The organism is Roseivirga sp. AWQ4_251 (genome assembly GCF_056158225.1).
On sequence record NZ_JBSWSW010000001.1, the window covers coordinates 2045282 to 2064582 of the forward strand.

The 19301-nt window shown below is 40.0% G+C and carries 17 protein-coding genes; 9 read left to right on the plus strand and 8 right to left on the minus strand.

From position 1 onward, the window contains the following. The 3 genes from ACXACJ_RS08905 to ACXACJ_RS08915 form a co-directional block, all read right to left on the minus strand. Nucleotides 1–1053, minus strand: a complete 1053-nt coding sequence (locus ACXACJ_RS08905; RefSeq protein ID WP_475134012.1) for an agmatinase family protein — start codon at nt 1051–1053, stop codon at nt 1–3. Beyond that, nucleotides 1053–2333: a polyamine aminopropyltransferase gene (gene speE / locus ACXACJ_RS08910; protein ID WP_475134013.1), complete on the minus strand. Its 1281-nt coding sequence runs from the start codon at nt 2331–2333 to the stop codon at nt 1053–1055. The genes ACXACJ_RS08905 and speE overlap by 1 nt, the downstream gene beginning before the upstream one ends. A 64-nt stretch (nt 2334–2397) precedes the next feature. Continuing rightward, nucleotides 2398–2895 (minus strand): SixA phosphatase family protein, encoded by a 498-nt coding sequence (locus ACXACJ_RS08915; protein ID WP_475134014.1) that lies wholly within the window; start codon nt 2893–2895, stop codon nt 2398–2400. Nucleotides 2896–3040: 145 nt separating this feature from the next. On the opposite strand from ACXACJ_RS08915, the gene topA reads away from it, so the two are divergent. Then, nucleotides 3041–5374 carry a type I DNA topoisomerase gene (gene topA / locus ACXACJ_RS08920; RefSeq protein ID WP_475134015.1) on the plus strand — a complete coding sequence of 778 codons (2334 nt, stop codon included), beginning with the start codon at nt 3041–3043 and terminating at the stop codon, nt 5372–5374. A 66-nt stretch (nt 5375–5440) separates the two neighbouring features. Here the strand turns inward: topA and ACXACJ_RS08925 are convergent, their stop codons facing one another. Further along, nucleotides 5441–8080, minus strand: coding sequence for an ABC transporter permease (locus ACXACJ_RS08925; protein WP_475134016.1), 2640 nt, complete (start codon nt 8078–8080; stop codon nt 5441–5443). After that, complete coding sequence (locus ACXACJ_RS08930) at nt 8067–8408, minus strand: PadR family transcriptional regulator (RefSeq protein ID WP_475134017.1); 342 nt, start codon at nt 8406–8408, stop codon at nt 8067–8069. The genes ACXACJ_RS08925 and ACXACJ_RS08930 overlap by 14 nt, the downstream gene beginning before the upstream one ends. Nucleotides 8409–8612: 204 nt before the next feature. Between ACXACJ_RS08930 and ACXACJ_RS08935 the strand changes: the two genes are divergently transcribed. After that, a complete protein-coding gene (locus tag ACXACJ_RS08935; RefSeq protein ID WP_475134018.1) occupies nt 8613–8849 on the plus strand; it encodes a DUF6364 family protein in 237 nt (78 codons plus the stop codon). Next, nucleotides 8846–9268, plus strand: coding sequence for a type II toxin-antitoxin system VapC family toxin (locus tag ACXACJ_RS08940; protein ID WP_475134019.1), 423 nt, complete (start codon nt 8846–8848; stop codon nt 9266–9268). The genes ACXACJ_RS08935 and ACXACJ_RS08940 overlap by 4 nt, the downstream gene beginning before the upstream one ends. A 1-nt stretch (nt 9269) precedes the next feature. Here the strand turns inward: ACXACJ_RS08940 and ACXACJ_RS08945 are convergent, their stop codons facing one another. Continuing rightward, nucleotides 9270–10205 carry a 2-hydroxyacid dehydrogenase gene (locus tag ACXACJ_RS08945; RefSeq protein ID WP_475134020.1) on the minus strand — a complete coding sequence of 312 codons (936 nt, stop codon included), beginning with the start codon at nt 10203–10205 and terminating at the stop codon, nt 9270–9272. Beyond that, entirely contained in the window at nt 10187–10783 is a 597-nt protein-coding gene (locus ACXACJ_RS08950; protein WP_475134021.1) for a DNA-3-methyladenine glycosylase, read from the minus strand. The genes ACXACJ_RS08945 and ACXACJ_RS08950 overlap by 19 nt, the downstream gene beginning before the upstream one ends. Nucleotides 10784–10944: 161 nt before the next feature. Here ACXACJ_RS08950 and ACXACJ_RS08955 point away from each other — a divergent pair, with 161 nt between their 5' ends. From ACXACJ_RS08955 to ACXACJ_RS08975, 5 genes are all read left to right on the plus strand, one after another. After that, the gene (locus tag ACXACJ_RS08955; protein ID WP_475134022.1) at nt 10945–11490 is read left to right on the plus strand and encodes a DUF2911 domain-containing protein; all 546 of its coding nucleotides are present in this window, start codon (nt 10945–10947) and stop codon (nt 11488–11490) included. 159 nt (nt 11491–11649) lie between these two features. Beyond that, on the plus strand, nt 11650–12495 hold the full coding sequence (locus ACXACJ_RS08960) for a DUF2911 domain-containing protein (protein WP_475134023.1): 846 nt from the start codon (nt 11650–11652) through the stop codon (nt 12493–12495). A 226-nt stretch (nt 12496–12721) separates the two neighbouring features. Beyond that, nucleotides 12722–14632, plus strand: coding sequence for a M61 family metallopeptidase (locus tag ACXACJ_RS08965; RefSeq protein WP_475134024.1), 1911 nt, complete (start codon nt 12722–12724; stop codon nt 14630–14632). Between the two features lie 115 nt (nt 14633–14747). Next, a complete protein-coding gene (locus ACXACJ_RS08970; RefSeq protein ID WP_475134025.1) occupies nt 14748–16019 on the plus strand; it encodes a DUF885 domain-containing protein in 1272 nt (423 codons plus the stop codon). Between the two features lie 131 nt (nt 16020–16150). Beyond that, nucleotides 16151–17581, plus strand: coding sequence for a Gfo/Idh/MocA family protein (locus tag ACXACJ_RS08975; protein ID WP_475134026.1), 1431 nt, complete (start codon nt 16151–16153; stop codon nt 17579–17581). A gap of 43 nt (nt 17582–17624) precedes the next feature. Here ACXACJ_RS08975 and ACXACJ_RS08980 read toward each other — a convergent pair whose 3' ends face one another. Continuing rightward, nucleotides 17625–18290: a copper homeostasis protein CutC gene (locus ACXACJ_RS08980; protein WP_475134027.1), complete on the minus strand. Its 666-nt coding sequence runs from the start codon at nt 18288–18290 to the stop codon at nt 17625–17627. Between the two features lie 107 nt (nt 18291–18397). On the opposite strand from ACXACJ_RS08980, the gene ACXACJ_RS08985 reads away from it, so the two are divergent. Then, complete coding sequence (locus ACXACJ_RS08985; protein WP_475134028.1) at nt 18398–19288, plus strand: 3-hydroxybutyryl-CoA dehydrogenase; 891 nt, start codon at nt 18398–18400, stop codon at nt 19286–19288. Nucleotides 19289–19301 lie beyond the last annotated feature (13 nt).

Genomic DNA, 19301 nt, shown 5'->3' on the forward strand with positions numbered 1-19301 from the left:
TTAGTTGAATTTCAACTTCCCTTGGCTTACTCCCATCAGGTTGATCATACGATATAAGGCTCTAGCACCAACATTTGCATCCCACTCATCTTCTCTTGGAGAAACTTCATTAAGGTCGCAACCAATAATCTTTTTACCTGAAAGGACTACCTGCTTGATAAGGTACATAACCTGTTCCAAATCAAAGCCTCCTGGCACTGGAGTACCCGTATTAGGGCAAAGTTTTGGGTCTAAACCATCTATATCAAAAGAAATATAAACTTGCTCAGGCAGTTCAGCGATGATCGCTTTACACTGCTCGGCCCAAGTTTTTCCTTCGTAAGACTCTTGTTTTAATTGTTGATCGAAGAAGGTTTTCACTCTTCCGTTAGAAGTTGAAATTTTTTCCTGCTCTTCCTCACAAAAATCTCGAATACCTACCTGAACTAACTTTTTGAGTTCATCGATATTCAAGACGTTCGTCATTATACTGGCATGCGAATAGTTGAATCCTTCGTAGGCATCTCGCAAATCGGCATGGGCATCAATTTGAAGCAAGCCAAATTCGCCATACTTTTCGGCACAAGCCTGAATATGACCTAATGGAGTACTGTGATCTCCACCAAGTAAAACCGTTACTTTTCCTTGTTTTTGCCAGTATTCAGATTGTTGCTTAACGTAGTCCATCAATTGATGAGTTTGCTCATTGATTTCGGCCACAATGGCTTCCATCTCTTCGCTTCTATCTTCTGAACTTCCGCTTTCCAACCATTCAATATAAACTTCAGATTTCACCCTTAAGTCTTTTCCCAAAGCATACCACACTTCTGGAATTTCGGCCATGGCAACACCCATTTTCCAAGCTCCTTCAATGTCCAACTGACTGAAATCAATTTGAGAAGAAGCTTCTAAAATAGCCGCGGGCCCATCGGCAGTTCCTGCTCCGTAAGAAACAGTTACATCCCAAGGCACGGGAATTACGATAACATTTGCCGAATCGGTATCAAAGGGCAACCCAAACAAGGTGCCCTTTACGCCTACATCATTAGGATTAAAATCTTCAGGAATAGCCATTATTGATTTATCATTTCGGCTACAAAGTTAGGCAAAGCAAATGCAGCTTGGTGAATATGCTCGTTGTAATATTTTAAGCCATTCTCTTTTGCAAAAGCCTTAGATTTTTCTGCGTCAAAGCCGTTTTGTGGATGCGCCTTACCTTTAGAAGAATAAGAGAAAGACCACATTCCAGTTGGGTAAGTTGGGATATAAGCTAAGTAGCAATGCACTTGATCTTGACCGAAAATTGATCTGTAAACCTGATAGATTTCTTTAAACACTTTGCTGTTAAATCTTGGCGATTCACTTTGGGTCACCATGATGCCATCTTCAGAAAGAATTCTGTAAACTTCCTTATAGAAATCAACCGTGAATAAGCCTTCAGCTGGCCCAACAGGATCTGTAGAATCAACGATCACAATATCGAAAGAACCATCAGCGGCTTCTTTCACATATTTAATTCCATCATCCACAATCAGGTTCAATTTTGGATGATCAAAAGCCGAAGCGATGCTAGGCAAATGCTTTTTACAAGCGTCAATTACCTTGTCGTCAATTTCAACCATAACCACCTCATCAAAGCTATCGTGGCGAAGAAGTTCTCTGGCGGTTCCACCATCTCCTCCTCCAATTACCAAAGCTCTTTTTGGTTTTGGGTGCGTCAAAGTAGGAATATGGGTGATCATTTCGTGATAAACATACTCGTCCTTCTCACTGGTCATTACCATGCCGTCCAAGGTCAGCATATTTCCATAAGCTTGAGTTTGGTAAACCTCCACCTTCTGAAAGTCAGATTGTGCTTCGTAAAGCTTACCATCATGTTTTAAAGAAAGCGCTATTTTATCGTCTCTTTCTGTAAACCACACGTCCATAGTTCTGATTGGACTACCATCTTCAGAGCTTTTGTTATCACGCATTGCGTTGATATCGAACTCGCGTTCTTGCAACAAAGCTTTTTCTCCACGGCTCAATTCAATAGCAGAACCGTGGCCAGCTTGAAACTTCTCTTTTAAAATTTTATAGGAAACCCATGGATCAACAGTGTCGCCACAGGTAAATAAATCTACAGAAGCATAGCCATATTCTGGCCATGTATGAATTGCCAAATGGCTTTCTTGAATAACCACTACGCCAGAAACACCATAGGGTGAAAAATGGTGAAAGGTGGAATTGATAATTGTTGCGCCAGCCTCTTCGGCCGCGTCTTCCATACTTTTTTTAATGTGTACTACATCGTTAAGAATTTCCGATGAGCAGTCGTAATATTCTACAATAATGTGTCTACCAAGAGATGCCATTCAGTTTAGTTTTTCTTACAAAGAAAAAGGCTTATGGCTATAGTCTCCAAATCAAACCTGCTTTTTATGCCGAAACCATTCCCGGATAGTAGTAAGACTTAGCCGTTGCCGTGCCTCCAGAAACCTCTTGCCAACTGTCTACTTCTACTTGAATCCACGCGCAAGAAGCTGTTAAAAAGCCTCCTACACTTTCGTCAGTTAAGTGTTCATAAAGCTCTGTAATTGAAGGATTATGGCCAACCACAGCAATATTATGAAAGAGTTCGTCAAACCAACTCACCGCGGCAACCATCACATTTTTAGTAGCTTCGTAATATTCTTCAGAAGAAATTATTCGGGGAACATATCCCAAAGGCTGAACAAAGTTTCCGCAAGTATCTAAAGCTCTCACCGCAGGACTTGTATAGATGGCCTGCAACTGAAAAGGTAGTTCTTTTATATAAGCGCCCAACAATACGGACTCATCTGCCCCACGACCGCTCAATTTACGTTCAAAATCACGGTCGTTCTGCCCTTGCATATTAGCATCGGCATGGCGTATCAACAATATATTTCTAACCATTGCTAAGTGTTTTAAGTTATGCCCTGTAAAACGCACATTTTACGGTACTCATATAAAATCAATGAGGGTAAAAAATGTTTGATTTGTTTTTTTGAAAGTTTTATGACCATCTTTGAAGCGGTCAAAAGAATATAGGAGGGTATATATGTCGAAAAATCTTGTCATAGTAAAGTCACCAGCAAAAGCAAAAACCATTGAGGGTTTTTTAGGAAAAGATTATAAAGTAGTATCGAGCTACGGACACGTTCGTGACTTACCTAAAGGAGACAAAGCGATTGATATCGAACATGGTTTTAAACCCACCTACGAGGTTACGGCAGACAAAAAGGATGTCATAAAAAACCTAAAGAAATTAGTTAAGGAATCAGAAATGATTTACCTCGCGAGTGATGATGACCGCGAAGGAGAAGCCATTAGCTGGCACTTAAAAGAGGCTTTAAAACTTGCCGATAACAACACCAAGCGAATCGTTTTTAGAGAGATTACCAAAAACGCAATTCAGAGGGCCATTGAAAACCCTCGCACTATAGATATTGACCTTGTTAATGCTCAACAAGCCCGAAGAATTCTTGATAAACTCGTGGGATTTGAGCTTTCTCCTGTTCTTTGGAAAAAAATAAAAAGAGGCCTTTCTGCCGGTAGAGTGCAATCCGTAGCAGTTCGCTTGGTAGTAGAAAGAGAGCGTGAAATCGATAAGTTCACCCCTACTTCTTCATACAAGATCACGGCTATTTTCAAACTTGACGATGGCATTGAGCTGAAAGCTGAACTCCCTAAAAAGTTTAACGCTGAAGAAGAAGCCAAAGCGTTTTTGGAAGGATGCATCGGTGCTGATTTTGCCATTAAGGATTTACAGAAAAAGCCGGCCAAAAGAACTCCAGCTCCACCATTTACTACTTCTACCCTACAGCAAGAAGCCAGTAGAAAGTTGGGATATTCCGTTTCTCGTACCATGTCGTTGGCGCAAAAGCTTTACGAGGCCGGTAAGATTTCTTATATGAGAACGGACTCTGTAAATCTTTCTGACGAGGCCATTCAAGGAGCGACTCAAGAAATAAATTCGGCTTACGGTAAAGAATTTATCGAAACCCGAAAGTTCAAAACCAAATCACAATCGGCACAAGAAGCTCACGAAGCCATTCGCCCTACCAACTTTGCTAACCATGAAGCAGGTAGCAATTATGACGAAAAGAGACTTTACGAACTTATTTGGAAAAGAGCGATTGCTTCCCAAATGGCCGATGCTCAATTAGAAAAAACTACCGCAACCATTAGCATTTCCAGTAGAGAAGAAACGCTAAGTGCACACGGTGAAGTAATCAAGTTCGAAGGATTCTTAAAAGTTTACATCGAATCTACTGACGATGAAGACGCCAATGAAGCCAAAGGCATGCTTCCTCCACTTTCTATCGGGCAAAAGTTAGATTTGGACTATATGACAGCTAAAGAAGGCTTTAGTCGTCATGCGCCACGCTATACAGAAGCTAGCTTGGTGAAGCAGCTTGAAGAAATGGGTATTGGTAGACCTTCTACTTATGCGCCAACCATTTCTACCATTCAAAAAAGAGAATACGTAATTAAAGAAAATAGAGAAGGTACCGAACGAAACTATCAGGAATTAACCTTGAAGGGCGGTTCAGTAAAAACTTCTACAAAAACGGAAATTACAGGGGCTGAAAAAATGAAGCTTTTCCCTACCAATATGGCCATGATTGTAAATGACTTTTTGGTAGAACATTTCCCTAATGTGATTGACTTTTCATTCACCGCTAAGGTGGAAGAAGAATTCGATCAAATTGCTCATGGCTATCAGGAATGGGACAAAATGATCGACTCATTCTATGGTGGATTTCACCAAAAAGTGGAAAATACCGAGCAATTAAAACGCTCAGATGTTGGATCTTCAAGAACCTTAGGAGACGACCCAGCTTCGGGCAAACCGGTGATTGTTCGTATGGGTAAATTTGGGCCTATGGCGCAAATTGGCGAAGCCGATCCAGATGATGAGAATGCCGAAAAGCCAAAATATGCAAGCCTTAGAAAAGGTCAATTCATTGAAAGCATAACCTTAGAAGAAGCTCTTGAACTATTCAAGCTGCCTCGCCAGGTTGGTGAATTTGAAGGCAAAGTAGTTACTGCGGCCATTGGTAGATTCGGGCCTTATTTGAGACACGACAACAAGTTTGTTTCCCTAGGAAAAGAATACGATCCGTTGGATGTGGACATCGATACAGCCATTGAATTGATTGAAGCTAAGCGTAAAGCTGATGCGGCCAAACACATTAAAAGTTTTGATGAAAACCCAGATGTTCAAGTTTTGAATGGTCGTTGGGGGCCTTATATCAAAGTTGGAAAGCAGAATGTGAAAATCCCTAAAGACAAGGTTGCGGAGGACTTAACGCTAGAAGAGTGTTTACAGCTTGCGGAAGCTGCTCCTGTGAAAAAAGGCAGAGCAACCAAAACCACTAAGAAGAAATAAGCATAATTCCGTAGAAACAAAAAGAGGCCAAATTTGGCCTCTTTTTGTTTCTACATGGTCGAAATGTTATTCACTTCGCAAGGCTTTCACAGGATTGCCCAGAGCCGTTTTCATTGATTGATATCCAACGGTAAGCCAAGCAATAATTGCCACAATTACAGCTGGAATAATAAACAACAACGGATTGTTAATATTCATTTGGTAAGCAAACGATGAGAGCCAGCCTTTCATTACCCAATAACCAACCGGAAGTGCAATTAAAGCACCAATAGCCACCAGTTTTGTAAAATCAGCAAGTACTAATACTGTAAGGTTTTGAACTGAAGCTCCCAATACTTTTCTCACCGCGATCTCTTTGTGTCGTCTTTCTAAAGTAAAGGCTGCCAATGCGAACAAACCTAAGCAAGCAATGATAATGGCCAAGCCAGAAGACGCTGTAAACAGTCTCCCAAACCTTCTTTCTTCATTATAAAGTTGATCAAAAAAGTCGTCAAGGAAAGCATAATCAAAAGGTTCATCGGGAACCATCTTGTTCCAAACTGATTCAACATGATTTACCGCAGAAGCATAATTGCCTGTCACTTTCAAATCAATATAATTGCCAGCAAACCAATTCTCCATCGCCATCCCCTGATCAGAAAGTCTTGAAATCACCATTGGCTCAATCTCCCTTTTCAAACCTTCGTAATTGAAATCTTCGATCACACCGACAATGGTATAATCTTCATTTTGGCCTCTGCTCAATTTTTGACCAATTACTTCATCGTAACCCAGCCATTTTTTAGCACTTTCATTAATCACAATCGAAGTAGAATCTGAAGCTCTATCATTAGAATAGAAGCGGCCTTCGGCAAGTTTTAAGCCCGTGGTTTCCAACAAATCGTCTGTCGCAAACATAGTTCTGAACCCATAAGAGCGTGGGTTTTGCTCCACCGTTTGAAAAGAATAGTCTGATAAACCTTGGGAAAAATACTGATTGGTAATGCTAAAGCCTTCGATATTGGGGTTCTGCAAAACTTGATTTCTGAAAGCATCATATTTCTTATTCAATTGATTGGCGCTCTTTACCACCATCACCTGATCAGCATTAAAACCTAGTTTCTGATGGCTCATAAACTGCAATTGCGAAAAGACCACTACCGTGCTAATGATTAGAAAAATTGAAATGGCAAACTGAAATGCTACCAAGCCCTTTCTCAAGAAAACATTGCCTCCACCAGTCTTCACTTCTCCACGCAAAGCTTTTATGGGTTGAAAACCTGAAAGGTAGAATGCAGGATAACTTCCTGCCAAAATACCAACTGCTAAAACCAAACCGAACAAATACAATAATGAAGTAGGCTGAAGTAAGTCCGTATATACAAAGTCGCGATTGGCCAATTGATTGAAAGAATCAAGCGATAAAACCGCTAAACCAATGGCCAAAATCATGGCTAAAAAGCTGATGAGAAGCGATTCTACTAAAAACTGTTGGATCAATTCTTTTCTTCTCGAACCTAGCACTTTGCGCATACCCACCTCCTTAGATCGAGCTGCAGAACGAGCCGTTGAAAGGTTCATAAAGTTGATGCTGGCAATGAGCAAAATGAAGAATGCAACAGCAGAAAATATATAAACATTATCGATACTTCCATTTGAACCCAAAGCCATATTCGGGTAATACAGATGCAAATCCGTCATGGGCTTTAGAGAGAATGTATATTTTCTTCCTCCGGAAGCTAGATATTCCTCATAACTAGAATGTCCTGAATAGGAAACGATCTGAGCACCTGCATATTTGGCCACAAAATCAGGGTATTTAGCTTCAACCGAAGCTGGTGGAACACCCTTCGCCAACCTAACATAGGTAAAGAAGTTATTGCCCGTCCAGTTACCGACTGTGATCCACTGTTCGTGAGGATAAGATTCAATGAAGTTATAACGGAAATGCGTATTCTTTGGAGGATCAGCCACCACACCTGTTACTTTCAAAGAAGCACCAGCTTGCTTAATTACCTGCCCATAAGCCGTTTCATTTGGGAATAACTTATTCGCTAAACTTTGGGTAAGCACTACAGAATGAGGTTCGGCCAAAGCTTTATCGGGATTTCCTTCGATAAAGTCTACTGTGAAGATTTTATGGAAAGTAGAGTTGGCACTAAAGCCTCTTTCTTCTTTAAAAATCTTTTCTCCCACTTTAAAAGATTGACTGTATGGTCCTGATAAACGAACGTATTCTTCGATTTCTGGAAAATCCATTTTAGACTGAATCCCCAAACGCGCAGGTGTCCACGGGCCTGTATTTCCATTGGCTAAACGGTAAATTCTATCAGCATCCTGATGATATTTATCGTAGCTCAATTCGTTGGTGATGTATAGCACAATCAACAAACAGGAAGCAAGCCCAAGCGAAAGCCCACTGATATTGATAAAACTGAAAAATTTCTGCCTTAAAAGGCTTCTGACCGATATTTTGAAATAGTTTTTGAACATGGCAATGTTGTTTAATGAGTTGATATCTTCTAGACCTTTGATATATTTTGGGCGGAAAAAACGAAGCACATCCCAAACGAATTTCCGCTTGGCCTTTTCAATTCCTTCCTCTTCAATTCTTTTGTAGAAAAGCTCGTAGGCATCTCCTTCTATAATTTCGAGCGCTCTGGGTTTACAGTAAAAATGCAGGAGCCTGAGCGCCCATTTTGGCGGCTCATGTTCAAATGGCTGCATACTGGTTCAATCCCAAGTTTGGTATCTGATCGAAAAGCCTATTGCGTTGCTCTCTTACAAAATTGAGTGCTTCGTTGCCAGCCATGGTGATTTTGAAATATCGCTTTCGCCTGCCGCCTCTTTCTTGTGTTGCTCCCCCTACTTCCGATTCCAGAAAGCCTTTTTGCTCCAACCGATCCAAAGCAGAATGCACCGCACTGATATTGATTTTTCTGCCAGTTTGTTGCTCAATTTCCTCCATCACACTAATGCCGTAAGCATTGTCATTCAGAATAGCCACAACCAGTAAAACCAGTTCTTCAAATTCCCCTAGGTTAATCCTTTGCATGCGTTTTTATTATTTTCACAATAGTAAAACAAATCTATATGTTTCACTATTGCAAATGAAATAAGAGAATCAATCACTGAACCGTAATTCTAATGGAGTGAAATGGAAAACGAACAAGCTGAAGTGGAAACCAGAATTCCATATTTGAAAATTGAAACTTCGTTAATTACCTTTACGTATAGAATTTAAAAATCAACACGTATTATGGATTCTAAACTAACATTAAGTTTGAACAAGGATGTTATTCAACAGGCTAAGGAATATGCCAAAGCCAATAACATTAGTCTCTCACGGTTAATTGAAGGCTATTTGTCAAGCTTAACCAAGATTGATCAAGAAGAAGCGATTACTCCATTGGTGAAAAGCTTAAGTGGTGTGATTAAGCTAGATGAGAACCAAAGCGATGATTATACTGATTTCTTAGCCAATAAATATCAATGATGAAGCTCTTTGTTGACACCAATATCATTTTGGACTTGTTGGCAGAAAGGCAAGAATTCTATACCGAAGCAGCAACTCTATTTTCTAGGGCTGATCGCGGGCTATTTTCGTTGTACACATCAAGCCTTAACTTTGCGAATCTTCATTACATTCTATCCAGACAAATGGATAAAAACGAGGCCAAAGAGATTCTACGGAAATTCAAAATTCTCATCGAAACTCTTCCTCTCGATGATAAAATCCTAGAATTGGCCCTTAACAATGATGATTTTAATGATTTTGAAGACAGTATTCAATATTACTCTGCCTTGGAAAATCAAATGGACATTATCATTACAAGAAATATAAAAGACTTTAAGACTTCATCAATTCCAGTAATGACTGCCAAAGCATTTCTTTCCTTAGAAAAAGGTCAATAACTCAATACCCTCGCTTCAAATCAACTTGATGTAAAAGCTCCTCTCCTTTCAACAACCTTTGTGATTGTTCTAAAAGAAGATGAATTGCGGACTCTGGTGTGGTGACACTCGCTACATGTGGCGTTACCATGATTTTTTCATGAGCCCAAAACGGATGATCTGTTGGTAGAGGTTCTTGGTGAAAAACATCTAACATAGCGCCAGAGAGATGGTTTTCATCCAACAAACGCAACAAATCTTCATCAACCAAATGATTGCCTCGAGCTACATTAATTAAATAACAGCCCTTTGGGGTTTTACTGAGCAATTCATAATTGAGAATTCCAGAGGTTTGAGGCGTTACAGGAAGCAGATTTACGAGAACGTCCAAATCAGAAAGGAACTGATCAAGACCGTTTTGATCAAAAGTCTTTATACCTTCTATCTCCTTTTGGGTTCTTGAAAAGCCCGAAACCACAAAACCTGCATCGCGCAGTTGTTTAGCCAAATGCCCACCTAATTCACCCAAGCCCATAACGCCCACTTTAAGGTTTTTGTAGCTAATGCGCTCCCAATGTGCTTTTTTCTGATTTTCCTGTTGAAGTTTAAAATTACGCTGATGCATTACCATAGCCATCAAAACATAATTGCCCATATCAATCGTCAAACGCGGATCAACAATGCGGGTAATCGGCATGTGTGATGGAATTTGAGGATCATTCATCAAATGATCTACACCAGCACCTAAAGAACTAATCCATTTCAAATTTGGCAACTTTTCTATAACACCTTCAGCCAAAGGCTTCCACACAAAAAGAGCGGAAACATTTGTTAAATCAGCGTCTGTTGGCCAAACATGCACCTTATTGATAAAGTCCGAATTGCTTAAACCATCGATCCACGGTTGTGGATCCCAAACCGAAGTTGAAAGGAGAATATCTATTTTTTGCTTATCCATTGAGAATCTTTAATATAAAACCGCCAAGGTTTCAAGGCATCTTCTTCCGCATAATCCACTCCTATTCGAGTAGAAGTCACTATCTGATTTTCTGGAATCAAGGGCTGATCTTCTAACCAAACCTCATCACCCAACAAATCAATTCCGCTATGCTCTTTAGCGAGTAATCCCAAAGCCTGCCCAACCTTGCCAGGGCCGCAAGTTAGGCCTTTCAGCTTATTCGATTTTCTCCGCTCATACATTATTTCTATGCCTTCTAAAGGTTCAATAGCACGAATTAAAACAGCATCTGCTAAGTCAGGCTGATTGGTTACAATATTCAACATGTGATGAATTCCGTAACAGAGATATACATAAGTGTGCCCACCTTCAGCATACATAATTTCTGTTCTTGCAGTTCGCAAGCCATTGTTAGCATGGCAGGCCTTGTCATTTCGGCCAGAATAAGCCTCTACCTCAGTAATTTTACCAGAAACCATTTGACCATTCTGAATACTGACCACTTTCTTGCCCAAGAGCTTTCGAGCAATTTCAACTACATCGGCTTGGGTATAAAATGATCGCGGGAGTTTTTTCATAGGGTTGTTTACACGACAATTTTTCGGAATGAATTGTTCGTTGTTGAGGTTAAAAGAGAAAATGTTCAAACTAAATATTCATTTTTCAGTATAGAGTTAAGAGCCTAAAGAAAGGCTTCACCACAATCTTTAAAATAGGATAACAACTTAAAACAATACACATGAAAAAAACCTTAACAGCCCTTTTCATTCTTAGTTTGGTAGCATTTTCTACCGAATTGAATGCACAAAGAATTCAAGCCAGCCCGAAAGTGACCATTACACAGGTAGTAGGTAATACGGAAATGAAGTTGGAGTATAGCCGCCCAAGTTTGGATGGCAGAGACGTAAATACTTTAGTAAACGACCCTAACGAAAATGGTCCCGTTTGGAGAACAGGAGCTAACAACAATACCTTAATTAGCTTTAATAAAGATGTAACCCTTGGAGGAAAAGCTGTGAAAGCAGGTACATATTCTCTTTGGACCATTCCTAGCAACGGAGAATGGACGATCATTTTGAACAGCATTACCGATAAGTGGGGAACACAATACGATAAATCGGGTGATGTCGTTCAATTTAAAGCACCGGTTACTAAAACCTCTGGCAGCGTGGAGACTTTCGAAATTCACATGACAGACTTCGACAAAAACGCAAAAGACAAAGCAAACATCGAATTAGTTTGGGGAAACCTTTCGGTAAAATTCCCAATCGAAGTAAAAAACTAAAAGTAGAGTTACATTGAAAATTTAAGGTCTGGGTTCTCTCAGGCCTTTTTTGTTTACTTACAATTCTGGCAAAAATTAAAGGTTGTTTCACTTTGAAACAGAAAAGGCTAAGCATCCGTTTGCTTATCTTTGTTAAATCAAACAACAACCAAACACATTATGAGAAAATACACTCTATCCATAATCGCGATGCTTTTAGCGGTTTGTGCATCGGCTCAAATTGCCATGCCCCCAGCTAGCCCAACGTTCGAATTAAAAGGAACCGTGGGGCTTTCAGAAGTAAAAGTGGTTTATTCAAGGCCTAGTGCAAGAGGAAGAAAAGTAGCAGGAGAATTAATTCCTTACAATGAAGTATGGAGAACTGGAGCCAATGCTTCAACCAAATTGAGCTTTAGCCAAGACGTAAACCTTAATGGCCACAAAGTTCCTGCTGGTGAATATGCGCTTTACACTGAGTTCACAAAAAAGACTGCCACCGTTATTTTGAGCAAAAAATTAGACTGGTGGGGCGCAATTGGCTACGAAGCCAGCGAAGACTTACTTAGGTTCGAAGTGCCAGTTCAGCACCCAAGTAGCCACTACGAAACTTTCACCATAAGCTTTTCAGATTTCACCTTGAATTCGGCCAAACTGAATTTGAAATGGGAAAAAACCAAAGTTGCTTTTACCATAGAATCTGATGTTGATGCCAAAGTAATGGCCGATATTAAAGCTCAGGTAATTGACGCTTCTCCATCAAACCCAGTAGTATATTTCCAAGCGGCTACCTATTACTTTGATACCGACAGAGATCCTAGACAAGCTTTGGAATGGGTGAATAAAGCGATTTCAGAAACTCCACAAGAGCAATATTGGATGATCCACCTTCAAGCTAAATTGTTAGCCAAAACTGGCAACAAGCAAGATGCTCTCGCTGCAGCGCAAAAATCTATGAAACTGGCGGAAGAAGGCGGAAATCCTGACTACGTGAGACTAAATGAAAAGCTAATCGCTACCATGAAGTAATCAAAAAGACATTTATTTATGAAATGGGCTGTTTGCAAAGGCAGCCCATTTTTTTGGCTCAAATGTTATTTTTAAAAAGTGATTTTCAAGAAAATGCACTTGCTCACTTCAATGAAAAAAGCACTTTTTAGCAGTTATTAACATTCATACCACAACTTTGCCTAACTAATTTTAGTCTTAACTCAGAACACACCGTGAAGAAAACCCTTCACCTAAAGTAAAATTTATGAACAAACTCCGATTAATATGCTTCGGTCTGTTGCTCAGCACAGCTCTTTTAGCCGCTGATCCTTATCGATATGTAATTGACCTCACCCGAGTTTCTAACGACAAAGTGCTTGTCGAACTCGCCCCTCCCAAAATCAAAGAAAAAGAGATTATATTCTACTTGCCGAAGATCGTCCCTGGAACGTATGCCATTGCCGATTACGGAAGAATGGTTTCGGAATTTAAGGCTTACGACAAAAAAGGAAGAGAACTTTCAGTTACTCGACTTGACGACAATTCATGGAAAATCGAGAAGGCAAAAAAGATTGAGAAAATCACTTATTGGGTTGAAGACACTTACGATACCTCGTTGGACGGTCCAGAGATTTTTCAACCTGCGGGAACAAACATTGAAGACGGAAAGAACTTTTTGCTCAACACTAGCGGTTTCTTCGGCTATTTTGAAGGAATGAAGAATGAGAAGTTCGAATTGAATATTATTCGCCCTAAGGACTTTTATGGCGCTACGGGATTAAAACCTGAAATGGTCGCAACTACTTTAAGTGGATCTTTAAAGAAAGAAGGTTTTGTAACTTCCGATGCCAACAGCACCATCGATAAGTTTTTGGTATCCGATTACGATTTGCTCATCGATTCGCCATTGATGTACAGCAAACCCGACACCGCTGTTGTTCACGTGGGCAATACCGATGTTTTGGTAGCGAGTTATTCTCCCAACAAAAAAGTTACCGCGCACCAAATTGCTGAAAGCATTGAAGAAGTTTTGGCCGCTCAGCGTAAGTTTTTAGGCAACAAACTTCCTGTTGAAAAGTATGCTTTCATTTTCTATTTCACCGATCAACCTGTGATTTCATACGGTGCTTTGGAGCATTCCTACAGCTCGCTGTATTTTATGCCTGAACAAACCATTGATGAAATGAAACAACAACTTCGTGATTTTGCTGCTCACGAATTCTTTCACATCGTAACGCCACTTACCATCCATAGCCACGAAATTGAAGACTTCGATTTTAATGACCCGAAAATGTCACAGCATTTATGGCTCTACGAAGGCATGACAGAGTATTTTGCTGGTTTGGTACAGGTTAAATATGGCTTGATTAGCCCAGAGCAGTATTTGCAAGAAATGTTGAACAAAATCAACACGGCTTCACAGTTTAAAGATGATCTGCCTTTCACTGAGTTAAGTAAAGGGACTTTGGACACGTATGCCGACCAATATTATAATGTGTATCAAAAAGGTGCGCTGATTGGCATGGCACTCGACATTAAATTGAGAAAGCTTTCCAACGGAGCTTATGGTGTTCAAGATATGATGGCCGAACTTTCTCAGAAATATGGAAAGAATGCCGCGTTTAACGATGATGAATTATTCGATGTAATCACCAAAATGACTTACCCTGAAATCGGAGATTTCTTCAAAACGTATGTTTATGGCAGCACTCCCCTTCCATATGCCGAAATATTCGATCAAGTAGGTGTTAAACTTCAAGACAACGGCACTGTGCTAACCTATAGCTTAGGCATTGGCAATGGAAACATCAACGCCAAAGAATACAAAGGCAAGCAATATATTATGCTTCAAAATGTGAGCAGCATGGATCAGATGGGCAAGTCACTCGGCTTTCAAAATGGAGACCTTCTATATAAACTTCAAGGCGAAGAATTTCCTGAATTAGGTCCAATGTTGGGCATGTTCATTCAGAAAACGGTTCAGAATTTAGATACTATCAAAACCCTAAGCTTTACGGTTTACAGAGAAAATGCTTCGGGCGAAATGGAAGAAGTAGAACTCTCAGCTCCTGTTAAAAAAGTTGAGGTTTCTGTGCCACCAACCATTGGCTTTGATCCTAATGCTACGGAAGCTCAATTGAAATTGAGGAAACAATGGTTAGAACCTGCTAACTAATCATTATCATAACTTATAGAAAAAATGGCTGCCTAAATGGTGGCCATTTTCATTTCTAAAAAGTAACCAGTAACCTTTCTTGAAAAGAAAGAGTAGAAATACAAAATTTCACTTTATGCGCTTCTCACTTATTTTTATTCTCTTCTTTTATCTCATTCACGTTCAAGCCCAAGAAAGCTCTGACAGCAGATTTGAGGCATTAACCAACAAATTTGGGCAAGGCTTAGAAGCGCTAGAAATCCCAGCTATAAGCTTAGACTTCAAAACACACTTAAGAAACCAACTTGAAAGCCAGAACTTACAAGCGCAAAAAGGCTTCTTTCTTCAAATTGAAAGAGAATTAAAGACTATCAGTTTCGAGAAATTAACCCAAAGTCTTAAACTAGACTATCGCATCATTCAATTTGAAGCAGAAAACAACTTGGAAAGAATAGCGCTGATCGAAAATTTCAATGCTGATTTCAACGCCATTAATAAAGCGACTCGTATTTATGAATTACCAAACGGGCAGGCTTGGTATGCTTATTCTGTAAAAAAGTGGACAGGATCAGACCTCAGTTTAGAAGAAATAATGGATTTCGGACTTAAGGAAATTGAAAAAGTCAAAACTGAGATTTCAAAGCTCAATCTTACCAACCCTAAGCCCGAAACATATTTCACGCAGAATAAATCGGAAATTGAATCAAAACTACAGAGAAAGCTTAAGCAAATAAATCAGTCGCTTCCAAAGCTTTTCCCCGACTTCAAATCATTACCTAAACTCAATATTGAGCAAGGTACGAATGCACAACTTGCTCAAGCTCCTGGCTATTATTCATCCAACACCTTCTATTATAATCTCTTCGACAAACCCTTTGATCTCGCAGATACGGATTGGCTTTTGATTCATGAAGGAAATCCTGGCCATCACTTTCAGGTATCTTTCCACAATCAATTGGAAGTAAAGCCTTATCGAGAGAATCTCCAGTATATGGGTTTTATTGAAGGATGGGCAGCATATGTTGAAAATTTGGGTAAAGAAATGGGGCTATACACCGACCCCTATGAAGAATTAGCAAAATGGAATTGGGATTTGATTCGCTCCACAAGAGTGTATTTGGATGTTGCCATAAACTACTTAGGCTGGTCCGATGAACAAGCTTTAGAGTTCTGGAAAGAGCACATCAAAAACCAAGACGACATTGGGTTAAGGGAAATCGCCAGAATGAAACGTTGGCCGGCACAGGTTCTGTCTTACAAACTAGGTGAAGGAGAAATGCTAAAGGCACTTAAAAGGGAGAAAGAAATTAAGCGAGATCACTTTAACTATAAAGAATTCCACACTCAACTTTTGAAATACGGAACAGTTCCTCCTCAACTTATCCCCTTGCTTTTTGAACTTTATTGAGTGACTGTTTAAATGAATTGCTAAAAATTAAGGCTACCACTCAAACAAAAGTTGTGTTTAATTCTGGCCTGAATGGAATCGTTTTCATATTTTCAGGAAATTGAAATCTCTCCATTAGACACTTTTTAACTATGTCAACACCGGAAACACCTAAAAATCAAACAACTAGAAGAAGTTTTTTGAAGAATCTTGGATTCGCTGGTGCAGCATTTACAATTGTGCCGCGCCATGTATTAGGAAAGGGATTTGTTGCACCTTCTGACACACTTTATATCGCTGGTATTGGTGTGGGTGGAAAAGGAGCTTCTGACCTTTCTGAATCTGCAAAAAGCCCTAATGCTAAAATCATTGCACTTTGCGATGTAGACGACCGTAGAGCTCAAGGTTCTAGAGACCGATTCAAAGACGCCAAATATTATAAAGATTATCGCAAAATGTTAGCCCAAGAAAAGGCTATTGACGCGGTAACTGTCTCTACTCCAGACCACATGCACGCTATTCAAGCTTTAGCGGCTATGGAAATGGGCAAACACGTTTATGTGCAAAAACCTTTGACTCACGACATTTTTGAAGCTCGCAAAATGACAGAAGCGGCTCACAAATATAAAGTTGTGACTCAAATGGGTAACCAAGGCGCTTCAAATGATGGCGTTAGAAAAATGCAGGAATGGTACCAAGCTGGACTTATTGGCGATGCTACTGAAGTTTGGTGCTGGACCGACAGACCTGTTTGGCCACAAGGTATTCCTTGGCCAACCGACAAAAAGACCGCTATTCCAAAAGAATTAGATTGGGATTTATGGTTAGGTACGGCTCCTAAAAAAGAATACATCGACAACCTTGTTCCATTTAACTGGAGAGGCTGGTGGGACTACGGTACCGGTGCCCTTGGCGATATGGCTTGCCATATTATAGAGCCGGCATTTAAGACCTTAGGCCTAGGATATCCTACATCAGTAGAATGTTCAGTAGGTTCAGTTTACGTTGGTGAATTTAGAAGAGGCTATTTCCCAGAAAGCTGCCCTCCTTCTTCTCACATTACTTTGGAATTCCCTGCTAGAAATGGCAAACCTCCAGTTAAGCTTCACTGGATGGATGGTGGTATTCAGCCAACCCGCCCAGAAGAACTTGGCCCTAACGACATTATGGGTGATGGTGGTAACGGGGTTATGATCAGAGGAAGCAAAGGTATTATGATGTGTGATACTTATAGTGCTAACCCAAGATTATTGCCTAAAGCGCTTGACGAGCAAACTAAGAACGTTAAAGAAAGCATTTCAAGAGTTCCAGAAGGACACTATGTGCAGTGGGTAAATGCAGCAATTGCTGGTTACAAACAAAACGAATGTAGCTCTGACTTCGATTACGCAGGTCCATTAACTGAAAGTATCCTAATGGGTAACTTGGCTCTTAGAAGCTTCGATATTCGTAAGCCAAAAGGAAATGGATTTGAATACCCAGGTCGTTACTTGAAATTACTTTGGGATGGTCCGAACATGAAGATTACCAACTTTGACGAGGCTAATCAGTTTGTGAAAAGAGAATACAGAACTGGCTGGTAACAGTAAGTTTCAATTCGATATAAAAACGCCTAAGCTTAACTGTTTAGGCGTTTTTCTTTGCTACCAACTCTTTCACCATATCTACGCTAGTCTCCATTTTTCCTGAAGGAATAGCAGAGCTATGAACTTCTTTAGCTCCAATATCGATAAAATGCTGAACGTTGTCGGGCCTAATACTTCCTCCAGGCATAATGATCAAATCGTCATCAGCTTCTTCAATCAATTCGGCCAAAAGGTCAATGCCTTGCATAGCTGTTTTTTCTTGGCCAGAAGTTAAAATTCTCTGAAGCCCGAGTTCCTTCAGAGTTTCCATGGCCTCAAAAGGATTTCGTGTTTCATCAAAAGCCCGGTGAAAAGTTACATCCATAAATCCAGCAGCTTCCATAAGTGCGGCAGTATGCTCCTGATGAACATCTCTTTGCTCGGACAAACAGCCAATAACTACCCCATGGCAACCCGCTTCAGCACAGAATTTAATGTCCTCTTTCATGATTTCCACCTCCAAAGAACTGTAAGTAAAATTACCTGCGCGAGGGCGAATAAGCACATACACTGGAATATTCAAAAAATCTCGGACTACTTTAATCAAGCCATGGCTCGGGGTAAGTCCTCCAACTTCCAAATGAGTACATAATTCTATTCTATCCGCATTTCCATTCTGGGCATTCAAAGCCGAAACAATTGAGCTTGCGCAAACTTCTAATATCATACAGCAAATTATAGAAATTGATGAGCCAATAAATAGCTAGCCAAAACAAATTTGTTGCTCACCCTTTTATATTTGTGCAAACGATAGAAAATCAATAAAAGTAAACTATGGAAAATATATCAGTCATTGGTTCGGGCACAATGGGAAATGGAATTGCCCACGTTTTTGCACAAAGTGGATTTAAAGTCAACCTAGTTGATATCAATCAAAATGCATTAGATAAGGCGGTTAAAACCATTGAAAAGAACCTTGACAGAATGCTTGCCAAGGAAAAAATTGATGAAGCCACAAAAAACTCTACCCTATCGAACATTGCCACATTTACTGACATGAAGGCTGGTGTTGAAAATGCAGATTTAGTGGTAGAAGCAGCCACAGAAAATGTAGATATTAAACTTAAAATCTTCAGTGATTTAGACGAATACACTAAACCAGAGTGTATTTTGGCTTCCAATACATCTTCAATTCCAATTACAAAAATAGGCGCAGCAACTAAACGAGCCGACAAGGTTATCGGAATGCACTTCATGAATCCTGTGCCTGTAATGAAATTAGTAGAAGTGATTAGAGGTTATGCCACTTCGGATGAGGTAACCGAACTGATTATGGAGACTTCTAAAAAATTAAGCAAGGTTCCTGTCGAAGTAAATGATTATCCTGGCTTCATTTCAAACAGAATTTTGATGCCAATGATCAATGAAGCTATTATTTCTCTCTTCGAAGGAGTAGCTGGTGTTGAAGAAATTGACACCGTAATGAAATTGGGAATGGCGCATCCAATGGGGCCGCTTCAACTTGCTGATTTCATTGGGCTAGACGTTTGCCTTTCTATCATGAATGTACTTTATGAAGGTTTCGGCAATCCAAAATATGCGCCATGCCCATTATTGGTGAATATGGTAACGGCTGGTTATTTGGGAGTGAAATCAGGTGAAGGCTTCTATTCTTGGACCCACGGAACAAAAGATTTAATCGTTTCAAAGCAGTTTAAGAAATAAACTATTCAAGGCT

Excerpts from the sequence above, each read along its gene's own strand:
- ACXACJ_RS08905 (WP_475134012.1), bottom strand. The coding sequence starts at position 1,053 with ATGGCTATTCCTGAAGATTTTAATCCTAATGATGTAGGCGTAAAGGGC.
- speE (WP_475134013.1), bottom strand. The coding sequence starts at position 2,333 with ATGGCATCTCTTGGTAGACACATTATTGTAGAATATTACGACTGCTCA.
- ACXACJ_RS08915 (WP_475134014.1), bottom strand. The coding sequence starts at position 2,895 with ATGGTTAGAAATATATTGTTGATACGCCATGCCGATGCTAATATGCAA.
- topA (WP_475134015.1), top strand. The coding sequence starts at position 3,041 with ATGTCGAAAAATCTTGTCATAGTAAAGTCACCAGCAAAAGCAAAAACC.
- ACXACJ_RS08925 (WP_475134016.1), bottom strand. The coding sequence starts at position 8,080 with ATGCAGCCATTTGAACATGAGCCGCCAAAATGGGCGCTCAGGCTCCTG.
- ACXACJ_RS08930 (WP_475134017.1), bottom strand. The coding sequence starts at position 8,408 with ATGCAAAGGATTAACCTAGGGGAATTTGAAGAACTGGTTTTACTGGTT.
- ACXACJ_RS08935 (WP_475134018.1), top strand. The coding sequence starts at position 8,613 with ATGGATTCTAAACTAACATTAAGTTTGAACAAGGATGTTATTCAACAG.
- ACXACJ_RS08940 (WP_475134019.1), top strand. The coding sequence starts at position 8,846 with ATGATGAAGCTCTTTGTTGACACCAATATCATTTTGGACTTGTTGGCA.
- ACXACJ_RS08945 (WP_475134020.1), bottom strand. The coding sequence starts at position 10,205 with ATGGATAAGCAAAAAATAGATATTCTCCTTTCAACTTCGGTTTGGGAT.
- ACXACJ_RS08950 (WP_475134021.1), bottom strand. The coding sequence starts at position 10,783 with ATGAAAAAACTCCCGCGATCATTTTATACCCAAGCCGATGTAGTTGAA.
- ACXACJ_RS08955 (WP_475134022.1), top strand. The coding sequence starts at position 10,945 with ATGAAAAAAACCTTAACAGCCCTTTTCATTCTTAGTTTGGTAGCATTT.
- ACXACJ_RS08960 (WP_475134023.1), top strand. The coding sequence starts at position 11,650 with ATGAGAAAATACACTCTATCCATAATCGCGATGCTTTTAGCGGTTTGT.
- ACXACJ_RS08965 (WP_475134024.1), top strand. The coding sequence starts at position 12,722 with ATGAACAAACTCCGATTAATATGCTTCGGTCTGTTGCTCAGCACAGCT.
- ACXACJ_RS08970 (WP_475134025.1), top strand. The coding sequence starts at position 14,748 with ATGCGCTTCTCACTTATTTTTATTCTCTTCTTTTATCTCATTCACGTT.
- ACXACJ_RS08975 (WP_475134026.1), top strand. The coding sequence starts at position 16,151 with ATGTCAACACCGGAAACACCTAAAAATCAAACAACTAGAAGAAGTTTT.
- ACXACJ_RS08980 (WP_475134027.1), bottom strand. The coding sequence starts at position 18,290 with ATGATATTAGAAGTTTGCGCAAGCTCAATTGTTTCGGCTTTGAATGCC.
- ACXACJ_RS08985 (WP_475134028.1), top strand. The coding sequence starts at position 18,398 with ATGGAAAATATATCAGTCATTGGTTCGGGCACAATGGGAAATGGAATT.